16 protein-coding genes are annotated in these 17,882 nt (G+C 48.1%); 13 read left to right on the top strand and 3 right to left on the bottom strand.

All coding sequences use genetic code 11. From position 1 onward, the window contains the following. Positions 1–41 precede the first annotated feature (41 nt). Positions 42–983: a carbamate kinase gene (gene arcC / locus J3A84_RS10790; RefSeq protein ID WP_242694169.1), complete on the top strand. Its 942-nt coding sequence runs from the start codon at positions 42–44 to the stop codon at positions 981–983. A gap of 89 nt (positions 984–1,072) precedes the next feature. Here the strand turns inward: arcC and J3A84_RS10785 are convergent, their stop codons facing one another. Further along, positions 1,073–2,761 (bottom strand): PucR family transcriptional regulator, encoded by a 1,689-nt coding sequence (locus J3A84_RS10785; RefSeq protein ID WP_207600043.1) that lies wholly within the window; start codon positions 2,759–2,761, stop codon positions 1,073–1,075. Between the two features lie 275 nt (positions 2,762–3,036). Here J3A84_RS10785 and J3A84_RS10780 point away from each other — a divergent pair, with 275 nt between their 5' ends. The 9 genes from J3A84_RS10780 (at position 3,037) to citF (ending at position 14,057) form a co-directional block, all read left to right on the top strand. Then, a complete protein-coding gene (locus J3A84_RS10780; RefSeq protein ID WP_207600042.1) occupies positions 3,037–4,578 on the top strand; it encodes a hypothetical protein in 1,542 nt (513 codons plus the stop codon). A gap of 76 nt (positions 4,579–4,654) precedes the next feature. Beyond that, on the top strand, positions 4,655–5,905 hold the full coding sequence (locus J3A84_RS10775; protein ID WP_207600041.1) for an ankyrin repeat domain-containing protein: 1,251 nt from the start codon (positions 4,655–4,657) through the stop codon (positions 5,903–5,905). 47 nt (positions 5,906–5,952) lie between these two features. Then, the gene (locus tag J3A84_RS10770; RefSeq protein WP_207600040.1) at positions 5,953–6,828 is read left to right on the top strand and encodes an oxamate carbamoyltransferase subunit AllH family protein; all 876 of its coding nucleotides are present in this window, start codon (positions 5,953–5,955) and stop codon (positions 6,826–6,828) included. Further along, positions 6,818–8,365 (top strand): acyl-CoA synthetase FdrA, encoded by a 1,548-nt coding sequence (gene fdrA, locus J3A84_RS10765; protein ID WP_207600039.1) that lies wholly within the window; start codon positions 6,818–6,820, stop codon positions 8,363–8,365. Before J3A84_RS10770 ends, fdrA begins: the two co-directional genes overlap by 11 nt. A gap of 9 nt (positions 8,366–8,374) precedes the next feature. Next, positions 8,375–9,802, top strand: a complete 1,428-nt coding sequence (locus J3A84_RS10760; protein ID WP_242694180.1) for a YlbE family protein — start codon at positions 8,375–8,377, stop codon at positions 9,800–9,802. A gap of 350 nt (positions 9,803–10,152) precedes the next feature. Then, entirely contained in the window at positions 10,153–11,331 is a 1,179-nt protein-coding gene (locus tag J3A84_RS10755; protein ID WP_207600038.1) for an NAD(P)-dependent malic enzyme, read from the top strand. A gap of 101 nt (positions 11,332–11,432) precedes the next feature. After that, positions 11,433–11,696: a citrate lyase acyl carrier protein gene (citD, locus tag J3A84_RS10750; protein ID WP_207600037.1), complete on the top strand. Its 264-nt coding sequence runs from the start codon at positions 11,433–11,435 to the stop codon at positions 11,694–11,696. Next, entirely contained in the window at positions 11,689–12,555 is an 867-nt protein-coding gene (locus tag J3A84_RS10745; RefSeq protein WP_207600036.1) for an HpcH/HpaI aldolase/citrate lyase family protein, read from the top strand. The genes citD and J3A84_RS10745 overlap by 8 nt, the downstream gene beginning before the upstream one ends. After that, a complete protein-coding gene (citF, locus tag J3A84_RS10740; RefSeq protein WP_242694168.1) occupies positions 12,552–14,057 on the top strand; it encodes a citrate lyase subunit alpha in 1,506 nt (501 codons plus the stop codon). Before J3A84_RS10745 ends, citF begins: the two co-directional genes overlap by 4 nt. Positions 14,058–14,220: 163 nt before the next feature. Here citF and J3A84_RS10735 read toward each other — a convergent pair whose 3' ends face one another. Both J3A84_RS10735 and J3A84_RS10730 read right to left on the bottom strand, forming a co-directional pair. Beyond that, positions 14,221–14,661, bottom strand: a complete 441-nt coding sequence (locus tag J3A84_RS10735) for a DUF1893 domain-containing protein (protein WP_207600034.1) — start codon at positions 14,659–14,661, stop codon at positions 14,221–14,223. After that, on the bottom strand, positions 14,642–15,166 hold the full coding sequence (locus tag J3A84_RS10730) for an ECF transporter S component (protein ID WP_207600033.1): 525 nt from the start codon (positions 15,164–15,166) through the stop codon (positions 14,642–14,644). The genes J3A84_RS10735 and J3A84_RS10730 overlap by 20 nt, the downstream gene beginning before the upstream one ends. A gap of 254 nt (positions 15,167–15,420) precedes the next feature. Here J3A84_RS10730 and J3A84_RS10725 point away from each other — a divergent pair, with 254 nt between their 5' ends. The 3 genes from J3A84_RS10725 to J3A84_RS10715 all read left to right on the top strand — a co-directional run bounded on the left by J3A84_RS10725 (position 15,421) and on the right by J3A84_RS10715 (position 17,778). Further along, positions 15,421–16,404: a dipeptidase gene (locus tag J3A84_RS10725; RefSeq protein WP_242694167.1), complete on the top strand. Its 984-nt coding sequence runs from the start codon at positions 15,421–15,423 to the stop codon at positions 16,402–16,404. 102 nt (positions 16,405–16,506) lie between these two features. Beyond that, positions 16,507–17,205 carry a tRNA (N6-threonylcarbamoyladenosine(37)-N6)-methyltransferase TrmO gene (gene tsaA / locus J3A84_RS10720; protein ID WP_207600032.1) on the top strand — a complete coding sequence of 233 codons (699 nt, stop codon included), beginning with the start codon at positions 16,507–16,509 and terminating at the stop codon, positions 17,203–17,205. A gap of 129 nt (positions 17,206–17,334) precedes the next feature. Next, positions 17,335–17,778 carry a hypothetical protein gene (locus J3A84_RS10715; protein ID WP_207600031.1) on the top strand — a complete coding sequence of 148 codons (444 nt, stop codon included), beginning with the start codon at positions 17,335–17,337 and terminating at the stop codon, positions 17,776–17,778. Positions 17,779–17,882: the final 104 nt, after the last annotated feature.

Genomic DNA, 17,882 nt, shown 5'->3' with positions numbered 1-17,882 from the left:
TCATAAGAAAAGGATTTCAGATTGGAAAGGAAGGAATAGAAATGAAAACAGCAGTGATAGCAATTGGTGGAAACGCCATCATAAAGGAAGGACAGAAGGGGACTCTGGAGGAGCAGTTTGATAATGTCATGAGTAGCTGTGACCATATCATCGATCTTCTCGAAGAAGGATACAATGTGGTGCTGACCCATGGAAACGGTCCTCATGTCGGAAACTCCATCATAAAGGGCGAAGTGGCCAAGGACAAGGTGCCTGCCTATCAGATGGATGCTTATGGCGCAGAAACCCAGGGGCTTCTCGGATACATCATCAAGCAGAGTCTGTCCAACAGACTGAAGGAAAGGAAGATGGAGAAGGAAATCGTATCTCTTGTCACCCAGGTGGAAGTCAGTGAGGCCGATGGAGCGTTTCTGAATCCGACCAAACCAGTTGGGCCTTTCTTCAGCAAAGAGGAAGCGGAGCAGCTCATGGCTCAGAAGGGCTATATAATGAAGGAAGACAGTGGAAGAGGATATCGCCGAGTGGTTGCTTCACCAAGGCCTATGGAAATCATCGAAAAGAAAGCCATCAGAGACCTGGCTTCTTCAGGGTACATCGTCATAGCAGCCGGCGGCGGCGGCATTCCAGTTGCCAGAGGTGAGGAAGGCCTCTATCATGGGGTGGAAGCGGTCATCGACAAGGATTATGCATCGGCGCTCCTGGCACTGGAAATCGATGCGGACCTTCTCATCATCCTCACGGGTGTGGAAAAGGTATCCATCAATTTCGGCAAGCCGAACCAGGAGAACCTGGATGTGATGGATGTGGAAACAGCAAGGAAACACATGGCCGATGGTCAGTTCCCGGCTGGAAGCATGGGGCCGAAGATTGATGCTGCGCTATCCTTTGTGGAAACCACAGGCGGAAGTGCACTCATTACATCCATGGATGAATTGAAGCGGGCTGTGAAAGGCGAAACCGGTACTAGACTGGTCAAGTATTAAGCGTATACTGAGAGATCAGAAGAGAAGAAAGGTCAGGAGCAATGCATCTCCTGACCTTTCTTGTGGTTATGAAGAATTTTCTTAAGAAATCAGAGATCCAGCAGTCTGTAGATCTTCAATGCCAGCTGATATTTCAGAATCTCATCGGACTCCTTCAGATCGGACTGAAGGATTGTGCTGATTCGATCGATACGGTAGAGGATGGTATTCCTATGGGTGAAAAGGGAGCGAGCCGTTTCGGCGATATTGAAGTGATTGGCGATCCAGGTTTCCAGAGTAGGAAGAAGTTCGCTGTTGTACTTCAGGTCGTAGTCGTGGATGGGGCCTAAAGTGCTTTCGAAGAAATGTCTCATTTTGAGTTCATTGATGTTCTCTTCCAGGAAATGGTGAACCAGGAAATCGTCGAAATGATAGATTTTCTTCTCAGAAGGGGTCATATGGATCAGTCGGAGAGCTTCCTGGGCCTCTCTGAAGGATTTATGGAGATCCAGAAGTGACTTGGAGGTTTTTCCGATGCCCATTTTTATGCTGATCTGGGGAATGTTTTCTTCAGTTTTTCTGAGGACTTCTTCTGCAATGGCCTTCATCTCCTGGATGGATAGGAACTCTTTGGGATTTGTTCCCAGAAAAAGAATGATCTGGGTGTTCTGACTGAAACCATGGAGAACAAAATTCCCATCACTTTTGTAGTGATCCAGATATCGGAGGGTATCCTTGATCTTCTCATCTTCAAAGCTTTTCTTGTCGATGAGGCTGTCTGTTGAAGAAGAGGAGAAGATCTCCAGATCCAGAATCATGGGCGTGTAGGAAAGAGCTGGGTTCAGGCCATGAATCTCACAGAGATACTGCAGATTTTCGGTGTCTCTGATCTTGCCGGAAAGAAGATCATCGAAAAAGTCTCTTCGAATTCTGTTCTTTGTCCTCATGAGCTCATTGTTTCGGATTCGCTCCAGAGCAAAGGACATGGCCGCATTTTCCAGTGCGATATAGTCGATATCGCTCAGATCCTTCTGGGTATTCAGAACCATGATATAGCCATGATGCACTGCGCCGATGGATACAGGCATCAGTACGAAGGGAATCTCCTGTTCTTCAAGGATAAGCGTTCTCACAAGCGGTTTCTGAAGGCTTTCGAATTCTGGGGGAAGGGTCTCTATGAACGGTTCTCCCGCAAAGGATTTCTGAACTTCCAGTTTCAGCAGGTTCTCGAAATCGTAATGGGTGTCGTCCTGCAGGTCCCAATGTAGAACATTCCAGTATTTGTCCATGAGCACAACCGGATTCTCGATCATGGAGGAGAGACTCTCACAGATTTTCCTGAGTCCGCCTCCATGGAGAGAGATCCTAAGAAATTCCTCATGGATCTCCAGGGACTTTCTGTTATTGATGTCATATTTCTCCAGGGTTTCCGCCATGACAATGGTGGTGATTTTTGCAAAGGAAAGACCATAGGGGATTTCAATGACAGGAATCCCATACTCATCTCCAAGCCTCAGGATGCATTCCGGGATTTCTCCGAAGTATCGCTTCGGCTTGATGCAGAGGGCAGGGCAGTTGATGTTCTTCAGCTGCTTCATGACTTTTTCCTGGGCTTCTCTGCTGTCTTTGAAGAAATAGCCTGAGGTCACAAGCATTTCGCCGGGAGAAAACCAGTCCAGGGCATCAGGATTGTCCATGATGTTGACGCTGGTGATGATATGGTCGAGCCCCTTTTCTCCTGCCAGAAGTTTCAGATCGATGAAGGAGGATAGTTTCAGAAACTGACGTATGGTGAGCATGGTAAACTCCTTTCCTGATAAAAACAGATTGTGTCGGATTCACTTTTCATTTGACTCAATTATAGGCACTATTGACAAAAAGAACAATGAATTTGTTTCTATTGCACAATCGAAAAGTTCGATATTAGGTTATATCATCCAATGATGAAACTGTTTACAAAGCGTATTATGATACATGACAAGACCAGTTAGGAGGAAGAATCTGAACGGGATCCCCAGGAACTTCTTCCATACAAGACAACGAACTGATAAATAATTTATTTTGGAGGTATATCATGGGTCAACTTATTGGCTGGAAAAAGGGAGACTGGGGTGCTTACTTCGGACTTCTGGCAAACAATCTTACGAATTTCTTTACCATGGCGGGGCTGCTTATCTTTGCGGTAGGGATGCCTGCTGACTTTGTCTATACAAGAATCGCACCAGGATTTGGTCTGGCGATTTTACTGGCAGGATTCTTCTACTGGTATGCAGGGAAGAACCTCATCAAGAAAACAGGTAGAACCGATGTAACGGCGCTGCCTTCAGGTCCCAGTGCACCATCGATCTTCATCGTCGTGTTCCTGGTGATCATGCCCATTTCCAGGTCCACCGGTGACATGTACTATGCATGGCGTGTAGCCTTAGGCTGGTGTTTCCTGGAAGCGGCCATCGAACTTTCCGGAGCCTTCATCGGTGAATGGCTGAGAAGAATCATTCCCAGAAGCGTTCTTCTATCGGCTCTTTCAGGACTGGGTCTTCTGCTTCTGGCGATGAATCCAATTCTGCAGTCCTTCGAAGCACCTTATGTATCCTTCGTGGTCATCGCAGTGATCTTCATCAACTGGTTCGGTAAGAAACCCATATTCCCGAAGATTCCAACCGGATTCCTCATTCTTGCAATGGGTACGGTTCTTGCATGGGTATTCGGTCAGATGGATCCAGCAGGTGTTACAGAAGGCCTGAAGCAGGTTGGTTTCTCCATTCCGCTTCTGCAGGTGGGCGATCTCTTCCAGGGAATTTCACCAGCCATGCTGTTCCTGATCTCTGCCATTCCACTGGGTGTGACAAACTTCATCTTCACCCTTGAAAACATTGAATCCGCTTCTGCAGCGGGAGATGAATACAATGTCAGAAACATCATGCTTGCCAATGGTCTGTCTTCCATAGTGGGAAGCTTCTTTGGAAGTCCTTTCCCTACAACGGTCTATATCGGACATCCAGGATGGAAGTCCATTGGAGCAGGTATCGGTTATACATTGGTTACTGGCATCACCGTATTTTTCATCAGCATCCTGGGACTGGGTGGACTGTTCCTTGGCATCATTCCACTGAGCGCCGTATTCCCAATTCTTTTCTATGTCGGAATCGTCGTTGCCAAGCAGGCAGCCAACGAAACACCTAGAATCGAACTGCCTGTGGTATTTGTATCCCTTTTCCCATGGATTGCAAACTGGGCACTGACCCTGCTGAACAATACCCTGAGTGCGGCAGGCACCAACGCGGCGGAAGTCGGTCTGGAAGCATTCACCAGTGCAGGTGTATACCATAGAGGCCTGGTGGCCCTTGGCAGCGGAGCACCGATCTCCAGTATCGTCTGGGGATGTATGGTGGTATTCGCCATCCGAAGCGACTCAAGAAAGGCCATCATCACGGCCATCACGGCGGCAGTTCTTACTTACAGCGGCGTCATTCATTCCGCTTCAGTAGGACTGGGCCAGCAGGTGGAGATCACCATCGGATACCTGCTCATCGCAACACTTTTCGGTTACAAGCTTTTCATGGACAAAAAAGGAACCAATGCTGAAGGAAGCAATATGCCTGACCAGACAGCATAAATCATAGAAAACAGAAGAATCGGAAGGAAAAGGGTGTATTCCTTTCCTTCCGTATTTGAAAAGGAGAACATCGTATATGAAAGAAGAATTACTAAAGCAGGCGGAAGCTGAAAATCTGGAAGAGATAAAAAGACTGCTTTCTGAAGGAGCAGACATTGATATGCAGGACGATCAGGGCAGAACCCCTCTGATGATCGCTGTCCAGAAGAACAATCTGGAAATGGCCACATACCTGATGGAGCAGGGCGCGGATCTCAATGTGAGAGACAACACCATGCTCAGTCCATGGCTTTGTGCCGGTGCCAATGGATTCCACAAAATTCTGAAGAAGGCTCTGGAGTTCGGCCCTGATATAAAAAGCGCCAATCGATTCGGCGGAACGGTTCTTCTTCCAAGTTCGGAAAAGGGGTACCTGAAGACCGTGGAAGTGGCCATCGAAGCAGGAGTTCCAGTAAACCATGTGAACGATCTAGGATGGTCTGCGCTCCAGGAGGCGGTAATCCTTGGGAATGAGAGTTTTCTCTACAGCGATATCGTGCGACGCCTCATGGAGAACGGAGCAGACGCCAATACAAGAGACCATGATGGGAACAGCAGCATCGATGTGGCGAAGAAAAGAAATGAAAAGAGAATTCTCGCCATTCTTGAGAAAAGAGAAGAAGAAATGGAAGAAGAGATTCTTTCCATCAGAAGTCTGATGGATAAGGAAGCCTACGGGGAAGCGCTGAAGGAGATCGAAGCACTTCTTTCAAAAGATGAGAATCACCTGGAAGCCTACTATCTGAAAGGATACGTGCATACACTCCTGGGAGAGTATGAAAAAGCGCTGGAAGCGTATCGAGCGGGCGCAGAAAAGGAAGGAGATCTACCTGAATTCTACTTCTACACAGCGAATATTCTAAGGCTCATGAAGCGAAGCGATGAGGCTCTGAAAGAATATGAGAAAGCCATAAGCATGGATGAGAAAGATTTCTTCTACCGTTACCATATGTCAAATTACCTGAGAGAGCTCGGAAAGCATGATCAGGCCATCGAGGCCATGGATGCGCTTCTTGCGGAAGACCCCATGAGATACGACTACTATTTCCACAAGGCAAACAGTCTACGTTCTCTGGGCAGACACGAAGAGGCAGTAGAGGCCATGGATCAGGCCATTCTGGCGGATCCGGTGAATTCACTGTATGTGTTTCATAAAGCCCAGTCCTTCCATCTGATGAATCAGCTGGATGAGGCGAAGAATCTTCTGGTAAAGGCATTGTCCATGAAGACCAGTCCGGTATATGAAGCGGAGCTGAAAAAAGTGGAAGAGAAGATGATGCAGGTGTAGCAAAGGGCATGCATGTAGACAGGACGGAGGAAGGGGAGATCATAAAGATGGAAAGAGGAAGCATGGAACTTGCGGGACTTAGGATTCATGAAGGTTTTCATGAGAGGCTTAAGAAAGGCGGCTTCAAGGGCAGAGTCCACAGTGTGTTTCAGAAAGCTGTGAACATCATGGATGAAGAGGAAGTTCTCTATACCCTTCTGAGCGCGGAAATGGATGAAGGTCCCATGGCGCTTCAGGTGAATGCTGCGAATCTCTCTGCCCTCATGATCCGCCCCGGCGATCCTGTGCATGGGGATGCCGACAGGTTGACCCTGGGTCCGGTGCGTTTTACCCTTCGAGATGTTCCAGTCTATGAGCTTCTGCAGGAAGAGTATGTACCCTCACCCTTCCTGAGCGAGAATCTCATAAGGGCCAGAGCTGTGCTGGAAACAAGGAAGGAGAAGGAGCAGTCTGCCTATGAGGTGGAGATGAACCGGGTGCTCAAGAAGAGAGTTTCCTCTCTGAAGCAGGCTTTCCTTGAGGAGAACACTGACGGCATTCTCTCCGCTTCCTACTCCCTCGTGGGTCTGGGTCCAGGGCTCACACCCAGTGGAGATGATGTTCTCCTGGGGATTCTAACCATCCTGAACAGGAAAAATCATCCCTATGAGCAGTTCAGACCCCTCTTTGAAGAGATAGTGGACTATGCTCGCATGCAGACGAATGTGCTCAGCTACTATGGACTCAGAAGAGCCTACGACGGGTTCATACGCAAGGATATAACGGACTTCGCCTCTGCCCTGCTGAAAAAAGAGAAGTTTCAGCAGGAATTGGAACGGATCCTGATGATCGGACATAGTTCAGGTCAGGATATTACTGAAGGCATACTGATGATGCTTGAAATCATAGAAACAAGAAAGAAGGAGTGTAACAATGGCAATTAGAACAATTATTAAGAAGAATACCTATTTTGATTCTGTATCCCTTATGACCCTGTCTACGAAGGCCAACAGCGTAGAAGGTGTGAAACAGGTGAACATCGCCATGGGAACTACAATGAACAAGGATGTACTGAAAAATACCGGACTTCTACAGCCGGAAGCGGACAATGCGAAGCCAGGAGACCTCATGATCGTCATCGAAGGTGAGGAAGGATATGACATGGATGCGCTGCTTCAGCAGGTGGAAGAAGTGATGGAGAGAAAAACCCAGCAGGAGGATGACAAGGAAGTCACCTACAGCAGCATCGAAGCGGCAGTGAAGCAGCATAAGGACGCGAAGATTGCAGTGGTTTCTGTACCAGGAGCCTACGCGGCAAGAGTTGCAGGCAAGGCGCTGAGAGAAGGACTGAATGTCATGATGTTCAGTGACAACGTATCTCTGGAAGATGAAATCGCGCTGAAGAAGGAAGCGCACGAAAAGGGCCTGCTGATGATGGGACCAGACTGTGGTACCGCCATTCTCAACGGCAAGGGACTCTGTTTCGCCAATGAAGTGAGAAGAGGATCCATCGGGATCGTGGCGGCATCTGGTACAGGCGCACAGGAAGTCAGTGTAAGAGTCCATGACTTCGGCGGCGGAGTATCACAGCTCATCGGAACAGGCGGAAGAGATCTCTCCAAAGAAGTGGGCGGAATCATGATGCTGGACGGCATCAAGGCTCTGCAGGAAGACGAAGACACGAAAATCATCATTCTCGTATCCAAGCCACCTGCAAAGGAAGTTGCCGAAAAGATCTATGAAGAAGTCAGAAAGAGTGAAAAGCCCATCGTGATCTGCTTCCTGGGTGGAGATCAGAAGGAAATCGAAGCATCAGGAGCCATCTATGCGAAAACAACAAAGAGGGCTGCGCTTCAGGCGGTGATTCTCTCAGGAGTGCCAGAGGAAAGCATCAACAAGCATTCCCTGAATCTGGAACTCATCGAAGAAGTGAAGGCGAAGCTCAATCCGGAACAGAAGTATGTTCGTGGACTGTTCTGCGGCGGAACCATATGCAGCGAAGTGGCCTATCTTGTGAAGGAACAGGTAGGAGAAATATACAGCAACATCGCCAAAGATCCGAAGTATCTCATCGGAAACATGGAAGAGAGCAAGGGCCACACCTTCATCGACTTCGGGGATGACAGCTTCACCCAGGGAAGACCCCATCCTATGATCGATCCTTCCCTGAGACTGGACAGAATCATCAAGGAAGCAAAGGATCCTGAGGTTGGAGTCATAGCCATCGATATGATCTTAGGGTATGGCGCGCATATGGACCCTGTAGGTGCAACACTGCCTGCCATCATTGAAGCGAAGAGAATCGCCAGGGAAGCAGGAAGACATCTGGAAATACTGGCCTTCGTGCTGGGTACCGAACGTGATCCGCAGGTCTTTGATGACCAGGTGGAAAGACTCATGGCTGAAGGCGTGACCATCTCCAGCAGCAGTGAGAACACAGGTCTTCTTTCCAGAGGATTTATTACAAAGGAGGACAAATAAGTGGCTACAATGAATGAGATTTTTAAGAATGAACTGGAAGTGATTAATGTCGGTCTGGAAATGTTCAAGAGTGATCTTTCCGAACAGGGCGTGAAGGTTTCACAGGTGAACTTCATTCCGCCTGCCGATGGAGATGTGGAAGTGCTGGATGCACTGGATTATCTGGATACGCCTGGAATCAGAGAAAAGATCGACGCAGCCAACAAAGAGGTTGTGGAAAAGATCATCAATTCAAGACCGATGCTCATCGGTTTTGATCAGGCCATCAATGTCATACCTGGCATGAAGAAGAACATGATCATCCACGCAGGCCCCCCTGTGAAGTGGGAAAACATGTGCGGAGCCATGAGAGGTGCGGTTACGGGTGCGCTGGTCTTTGAAGGTCTTGCAAAGGATATTGAAGATGCGGAAAGACTGGCGGCTTCAGGAGAAATCGAATTCTCGCCTTGTCATGAACATGCAACAGTAGGGTCTATGGCCGGAGTGACCTCTCCTTCCATGTATGTCCACATTGTGGAGAACAAGACCTATGGAAATGTCTCCTATACTAATCTCAGTGAGCAGCTTTCCAAGATTCTCAGAATGGGTGCCAACGATCAGAGCGTCATCGACCGTCTTGTATGGATGAGAGATGTACTGGGACCCATGTTGAAGGAAGCGATGGAAATCGCTGGGGAACTGGATCTGAGACTCATGCTGTCACAGGCGCTTCATATGGGTGATGAATGTCACAATCGTAATGTGGCGGGAACGACCCTTCTGATCCAGGCCCTTACGCCTTATCTTGTCCAGACAAGTTTCTCCACACAGGATAAGGTGGATGTATTCAACTTTGTCGCTTCCTCCGATTACTTCTCTGGTCCTACCTGGATGGCTCTTGCCAAGAATGCCATGGATGCTGCCCACAATGTGGAATACAGCTCTGTTGTAACGACCATGGCCCGAAACGGATATGAGTTCGGTGTGAGAGTCAGTGGCCTGGAAGGAAACCAGTGGTTCACAGGACCTGCTCAGGTTGTTGTCGGTCCGCTGTTCGCAGGATTCAAGGCTGAGGATTCAGGGCTTGACATCGGAGACAGCGCCATCACGGAGACCTATGGTCTTGGCGGATTCGCCATGTCCACTGCACCAGCCATCGTATCTCTGGTCGGTGGAACCGTCAACGACTCCATCCTTACCACCAAGAAGATGGGAGAAATCACAGTCACAGAGAATCCGAATGTGACCATTCCGATTCTGAACTTCCTGGGGATTCCAACTGGAATCGACATCAGAAAGGTGCTGGAGACAGGCGTTCTTCCGCTGATCGATACTGCCATTGCTCATAAGGAGCCTGGTATCGGTATGATCGGTGCAGGTGTGGTCAATCCGCCCATGGAGTGCTTCAAGAAAGCGGTTCTGGCTCTGCGTGACCGTATCAGGGAACTGGAAGGCTAGAATAGTAGAAATAGAATAGACTGACATGCAAAAAAAAGTATCCGGGTTTCTTTCGAGAAACTCCGGATACTTTTTCATATGAATGAAGCGAGCAGATCTTCCGCAATAGTGCTTATTTTTTTCAGAGCTATGAGCAGGAGGATTCTTTTCAGGGGTTCATCCAGTTCTTGTAATTCATCTCCTACACTTTCTGCTCTTCTTGCTGAAACAGTCGACTCATTCAGAAAAGGGATGAAAAAGGTTGAACGTTATTCCCTTCGTTTACACTGTTCCTGATGTATGTTAATATTCTATTAACGACACATTTCAGAATGTGTCTGCAAAGAATGGTATTAAGAATGGAGGATTCCATGGCAGATTATTATGAAATTGCACTTAAAAAGCATGAAGAATGGAAAGGTAAAATCAGTGTGGAATTGAAGGCGCCTTTGGAGAATAAGGAAGATCTTTCCATTGCGTACACACCAGGTGTGGCTCAGCCCTGTATTGAGATTTCTAAGAACAAGGATGAAGCATATAAATACACATGGAAGGGGAATATTGTGGCAGTCGTATCCGATGGAACAGCAGTCCTGGGACTGGGAGATATCGGTCCTGAGGCCGCCCTTCCTGTCATGGAAGGAAAGGCAGCGCTTTTCAAACGCTTTGCAGGAGTCAATGCGATTCCAATTGTGCTGGACACAAAAGATCCGAAGGAAATCATCGAAACCATAAAGCGCATCGCACCGACCTTCGGCGGAATCAATCTGGAAGACATCAGTGCACCCAGATGTGTGGAAATTGAAAGAACCCTGATTGAAGAGCTGGACATTCCGGTTTTTCATGATGATCAGCATGGCACGGCCATCGTGGTCACTTCAGGAATCATGAATGCACTGAAGCTTGTGGGAAAGAAAGCGGAAAACTGCACGGCAGTGATTTCCGGTACAGGGGCGGCAGGAAGCTCTGTCATCAAGATGATGAAGAACCTGGGCATTGCGAACATTTATGCCTTCAATAAAGAGGGACTTCTTAGTAAGAGTGAGATGGAAAACTATAATTTCGTGGAAAAGGAAGTTGCAGAGATCACGAATAATGAAAATGAAAGACTGACCATGGCGGAAGCCATGATGAGAGCGGATATTTTCATTGGTGTCAGTGCACCGAAAGTCATCACGAAGGAAATGGTCTCCACCATGAAGAAGGATGCCATCATTTTCGCCATGGCGAATCCGGAGCCCGAAATCACCTATGAGGATGCAGTGGCAGGTGGCGCAAGAGTCGTGGGAACAGGACGCTCCGACTTCCCGAACCAGGTCAACAATGTGCTGGCATTTCCGGGACTCTTCCGTGGAGCACTGGATGTGAGAGCAAGTAAGATCACAGAAGAGATGAAGCTTGCAGCGGCAGAAGGTATCGCATCGCTCATATCCGATGAGGAGCTCAGCGAAGAGTATGTGATTCCAAATGCCTTCGATCCGAGAGTTGCTGAAGTGGTGGCAAAAGCCGTTGCTGAAAAAGCGAAGGAACAGGGTCTAGCCAGAATATAAATAGAACAGGAGGATGAATTGGAATGATTCATCCTTCTTCAGAGGTAGTATGAAATCGTAATCAGAGAAGTAATGATTCAGTATAGATAGTGAGGTAAAGTATGGAAATAAGAAAACAAGCCATAGCTGGAACACTGCAGTCCAATGACTGTCAGGTTCGCATTGTGCCAGGAGAGGGTGGCATTGATCTCTCCATTGAAAGTTCGGTCATGGAGACCTTTGGAAAGCAGATTGAAAATACCATAAGAGAGACGCTCGTGAGATTAGGGGTGGAGGACTGCAGAATTCTCGTGGAGGATCGTGGGGCTCTCGACTATACCATCAGAGCAAGAGTGGAAACGGCGGTGAGAAGAGCGTATGAGTAGAAGAAGTTTACTGTTTATGCCTGGCAACAACCCGGGAATGCTGACTTCAGCAGACTGCCTGGAAGCAGACTCCATCATCTTTGACCTGGAGGATGCAGTCTCCCTGAAGGAAAAGGATGCGGCGAGAATTCTTGTGAGAGAAGCACTGTCTTTTCTGCCCCTGCAAGGAGTGGAAGTGACCGTGAGAGTGAATCCCCTGGATTCTCCCTACTGGAAGGAAGATCTGGAAAGCATCATTCCTGCAGAGCCAGATGGAATCGTCATTCCGAAGGCCAGCGTGGAATCGGTTCAGACCATGGTGAAGGAAATCGAGAGACTGGAAGAAGCCCATCAAACGGGGAAAAAGACGAAGCTACTACTGATCATCGAAAGCGCCATGGGACTCATCGATCTTCGAAATATCATCGAGTCCTCAGATCGTATCGATGCGATTCTTTTAGGCGCAGAAGATCTGTCCAGTGATATGGGCATCAAGAGAACCAGGGAAAGCAAGGAAATCGAATATGCCAGATATCTGGTGGCTACCGCTGCAAGAGCCTACAGGATCGATGCACTGGATACACCTTTTACAGATATTGATGATGTGGAAGGCCTGGAAGGCGATACAAGATTTGCCAAATCCATAGGATTCACTGGAAGACTGGCTATCAATCCTCGTCAGATTGTGACCATTCATGAGGTTTTCTCACCTACTCAGGAAGAAATCGAAGAAGCGCAGATCATTCTAAACGAGGCGGAAGAAGCGGAGAAGAAGGGTCTTGGTGTGTTCAGCTATAAAGGGAAGATGGTGGATCTGCCCGTCATCAAGCGTGCGGAGCAGATTGTAGATTCTGCCAGGAAATGGGGGTTAGTCAGATGAGAAATTCAATAGGAAGAGAAGGACTGGACAGGCCCTATGAGGGACCGTTCAAAAATGTGAAGACTCATGCATTCGTCTCTCCAAAGAAGGATCTTGCCAGAAAACCTGTCTTTTCTGATAATCTGGATGAAGTTCTGGACAAGCTCGATCTTCATGATGGCATGACCGTAAGTTTTCATCATCATATGAGAAACGGAGACCATGTGCTGCCCATGGTTATGGAGAAGCTTCATGAAAGAGGTATCAAGAATATGACAGTGGCCGCCACATCGATTTTCCCCTGTCATTCATGCCTTGTGCCCATGTTTGAAGATGAAACAGTGACGAAAGTACTTGCTTCCTATATTTCCGGACCAGTGGGCGTTGCCATCAGTAAAGGAAAGCTGAAGGAAATCTGCCATATGACCACCCACGGTGGTAGACCAAGAAGCATGATTGAAGGTGAAGTGAATGTGGATGTAGCCTTTATAGCCGCACCGGCAGTGGATGCCAATGGAAGCCTTACTGGCTCTGAAGGTCCTGCATCCTGCGGTGTGCTCGGATATGCTCATGCGGATGCCGAAACAGCCAAGAAGGTTGTGGCAATCACGGATTATACATCGAAGACTGTGAATAGACCGGAAATTTCAGGACATCTGGTGGATTATGTCGTGAAGGTCCATTCCATAGGGGATCCCAAGGGAATTGTCAGCGGAACGACTCAGATCACCAAAGATCCGGTGGGGCTGAAGATCGCCCGTGATGCGGCAAAACTTATAGAGCACAGCGGATTACTGGAGAACGGAATGAGCTTCCAGACCGGTGCAGGAGGAATCTCCCTGGCTGTTGCCAATGAGCTCAAGAAGATCATGAAGGAAAAGAAGATTAAGGGATCCTTCGCATCAGGAGGCATCACGGACTATCTGGTGAATCTCCTGAAGGAAGGATATTTTGAAAAGCTCTATGATGTTCAGTGCTTCAATCTGGATGCGGTGGAATCCATCAAGGTCAACGAGAACCACATCAAGATGAGTGCGCATACCTATGCGAACATCAACAATCCTGATAACATAGTGAACAAACTGGATGTGGTGATTCTCGGGGCCAGCGAAATCGATCTGGACTTCAACGTCAATGTCACCACAGGCAGTGATGGCATCATTCTTGGCGGTTCTGGTGGACATGCGGATACTGCAGCTGGAGCGAAGCTTGCCATCATCGTTTCAAAACTTGTGAATTCAAGAATCTCCTGTCTGGTGGATGAAGTGACCACAGTCACCACACCTGGGGAGACGGTGGATGTACTGGTCACAGAACGTGGCATCGCTATCAATCCGAAACACAAAGAGCTGATTGATAAACTGAAAGAGGAAACCAATCTAAAGATCATGGAGATCCATGAACTGAAGAAGATTGCGGACTTCTATACAGGCATTCCGGAAAAGAGGGAAAAGAGCGACCAGATTGTTGCGGTCAGTGAATACCGTGATGGGACCATACTGGATGCGATTTATAAGGTATAGAATCAAATAAAGAATAGAGCCAAAAGGAAGAAGCGCATGGAATCTGAGTTTCCATGGGCTTCTTCCTTTTCACTCTATGAGATCAGTCTATTGCAGATGCATCGTGTTCTACGGATAAAAGTCCGGTGCGGCTTCCAGAGCGGAAAAGGACAGATCGTTATCCTTAGTGGTCTTTTTTTTTGGCCATGAGGATTCTGATGGCTTCTCTTATGTTCTGAAGTGCCTCCTTCGGATCAGTGGTATCCAGGACGGATTTTTCCAGGGGACACATGCCGTTTTTCTCTCTGTTCAGGATGTAGGGAACAACGGTTTCGGCATAAAGTTTTACACCATGGACTTTTGCAGCCTCCACCGCAGCCCTGCTTGCCACAGGAGTATGGATGGTTTTCATGTTCAGCAGCACCGACAGGAGAAGGGCCGCTTTTCCGATGACCTTGTCGATGAGGAGAAGATCCTCTTTTTCATAGCCTTCTGGATACTTCTCCATGAACTCCAGCAGCGGTTTTACACCAATGCTCTGAGAATGATGCAAGAGCGTCTCTCCACTGTAGATGAGGCAGGCGGCCTCTTTTTCTTCCAGAAGTCTAAGCATTGTATCGGACAATATGTTCACCCGCCTTTTCCAGTAGCCGGATCATTACAGGGATAAAGAGCAGCTGAATCAGCATTCCTGGGATTCCTGTAAGGAGAGCTCCGGTGAAATAGGCTGACGGAGAGATCGTAAGTCCCAGAACCGGCTGCAGCGTGTACACGGTCAGAGCAAGAAATACTCTACCCATGATCATGGACAGCACCAGGGACACATAGATGTTCAGTTTCTTCTTCTGGTAGAAGAATCCTGCTGCAAACCCATAAACGGTGACCTCCACAATCATGAAGTAGAGTATGGGAATCGCCGGCATGCCTGTCAGGAAGGAGCTGAAGATCGGTGCCAGAAAACCGATGAGTGCACCCTGAATGCCACCCAGATAAAGCCCCGCCAGGAGCACTGGAATATGCATGGGCAGAAAGACCGGTCCGGTTCCTCCGAACAGATGAAAGATCTGGGGCAGCAGGATGCTGAAGGCCAGAAACAGGGCTGTATAGGTTATTTTTCTCGAATTTGACATTGATACCTCCATGAATTCTGATTCCGGATAGAGTGTTTTCACTCTGCATCGTAGGCTGTCGTGATTTCATATTCTGATTTCCATAAATTGATATTCTGACAGATCTCAGAAATATCATTACTTTTCCTATTATCGCATGATTGTCATTTCATTTGCAAGACACAGAAGGAGGGGCAAGCCTTGAGAACGGATTATTTGTGCTTGTTCATTTAAGTGGATTATAATAAATATAATACAGCTGCAGGAAGGAAGGGATGAAGATGAAAGTTGTGGATCTCCACTGTGATACGCTCATGGCACTGAGTAAGGCGAGGCAGAGTGGTATAGAGAAGACATTCGGAAGAAATGATCTGCACGTGGACCTTTTCAAGCTGAAGAAAGGAGACTACCTTCTTCAGTGCTTCGCGGCATTCACCGATGCTAAGAATAGCCCATCCTCTCCCCTTATTGAGACCCTGCAGGAAATAGATATTTTTCATGAGATCATGAAGGTGTATGCTTCGGACATGGCACCTGTCTACTGTTTTTCGGACATTGAAAGAAACAGGGAAGAGGGAAAGATTTCGGCTCTTCTCACCATCGAAGATGGTGGTGTCACAGCGGGAGATCTTTCGGTGCTCCGGATGATGCATCAGCTGGGTGTAAGGATGATCACCCTCACCTGGAACTATGAGAACCCCATCGGATATCCAGCCACGGATTTCGAGAAGAGTGCGACAGGTTCCTTCAGGGGATTGAAAGAGCAGGGACTCGCCTTTCTCTCCGAGATGGAAAATCTTGGCATCATGGTGGATGTCTCCCATCTGTCTGATGAAGGCTTCTATGATGTGGCAAGGCATGCCAGAAAGCCTTTTCTTGCCAGTCATTCCGATTCCAGGAGCCTCTCTAGCCATCCACGAAACCTTACGGACCATATGCTGAAAGTACTGGCGGAAAAAGGGGGTATTGTGGGTATGAACTACTGCCTGACTTTTCTGGATGAAGATCGAGACAGACTTCGCCAGAGAGGAGCAGCAGAAACGGTGGCAGACCATATCGAGCATGTCCGGAAGGTGGCAGGCATCGATGTCATCGCACTGGGTTCCGATTTTGATGGCATCGAAGAGACGCTGGACCTTGCGGATGCTTCGAAGATGCATCTGCTGGTGGATGCCCTGGAGAGAAGGGGCTTCAGTACAGGAGACATGGATAAGATCTTCAGCCAGAATGCTCTGAGATTCTTCAGAGAGATTCTGTGAACAGGAGAGGAATATAAAGCCGTAGTTCTTCCAGAAACAGGAATCAGACTACGATGAACGAGCTGGCACAATAGGGAGATTGAGAAGGAAGGGGCAGGAAAGATGAGCATTGAAAAGAAAGAAATCATAGAGATAGAAATCATAGCGAGAATCGAAACGGATTTTCACTCGAAGTTCGGCATTCCAAGGCAGAGCGGCCTTGTGGATAACCTGGAAGGAAGAATCGTTTTTGAACCGGCATACAGAAATGAGGCAGCGGTGAAGGGCATAGAAAATTATTCCCATCTGTGGCTCATCTGGCAGTTCTCCGAGAATGTGGATAAGGGATGGTCTCCCACAGTGCGTCCGCCGAGACTGGGTGGAAATACCAGGATGGGAGTCTTCGCCACACGTTCTCCTTTCCGGCCGAATCATCTGGGCTTATCTTCCGTGAAACTGGAAAGAGTAGAGATGGATGAGAAGCTGGGACCGGTTCTTTATGTGAAGGGAGCTGACCTTATGAATGGCACCCCGATTGTGGATATCAAGCCCTACATTCCTTATGGCGACAGTCATCCCGAGGCCACTTCCGGGGTCTTTGAAGTGGAAAAGGTGAGACTTCTTGTGGATATTCCAGAAGGGCTTGTGGACAGAATTCCTCCCGATAAAAGGGAAGCGCTGAAAGATGTGCTGGCGGAAGATCCGAGACCTTCCTACCAGAAGGACCCGCACCGCATCTATGGCCTGTCCTTCGCCGGGAAAGATATACGTTTCCGTGTGGAGGAGAACCATCTGACGGTGATGGAAGTGGAAGATCTCTAGGGAATCGGAGCAAGGAAAATTCAAAGAAGAGGGTCATGCAGGAAACTGCAGGAAATCATTGCATTCTTTGAAATCTGTAGGAGTGAATAACTGAAAACAGGAGAGAAGACCGATCCGGAAGGGTCAGATATGCCGCTGAAACTCACAACGCTTCTCAACTACAAGGCCATCAGTGATGAAATGGCGGAGACGGCTGTGAATTTCTGGCAGATGATCTGGGACAGAAAAGAGGGTGCACTGCCTCAGCGCATGAAGCTTCTTCTATCCATGAGTAATGTCGTGGGGGCTGGAAGACTTCGGCAGGCAACCCGGGAGCTGATCAAATCCTATGCGTTGGGCACGACGTCTTTGGAACTGGATGAGATTTTCGAGCTTTTCGCCTGGAATCAGGGCATCGGACATTTCTCCTCCGAAATCGGACCTTCTCCCTTATTCAGCGCCTATCGACTCATCAAGGAGAAGGAGAAGGAAGGCCTTTCCCGGGAAGAGGTGGTCCAGGCTGTCATGGAGAAATTCGGAGAAGCCAATCCAGGGGTAAGCACCCTGAGCAGGCTGCCCAGGAAGGATCCATAAAGGGGCCTGTGATAATGTGAAATATCTGGCAGAGTGGTTGTGCCTCCGCTGAAGATACTGTATAATTTCTAGATGCGAATGATTTGCGTTTAGCGCGGATCTTT

The organism is Proteiniclasticum aestuarii, assembly GCF_017368455.1.
GTDB classification, from domain to species: Bacteria; Bacillota; Clostridia; order Clostridiales; family Clostridiaceae; genus Proteiniclasticum; species Proteiniclasticum aestuarii.
Note: the sequence above shows the minus strand (reverse complement) of the source record. Positions and strands in the feature narration are given on the sequence as shown.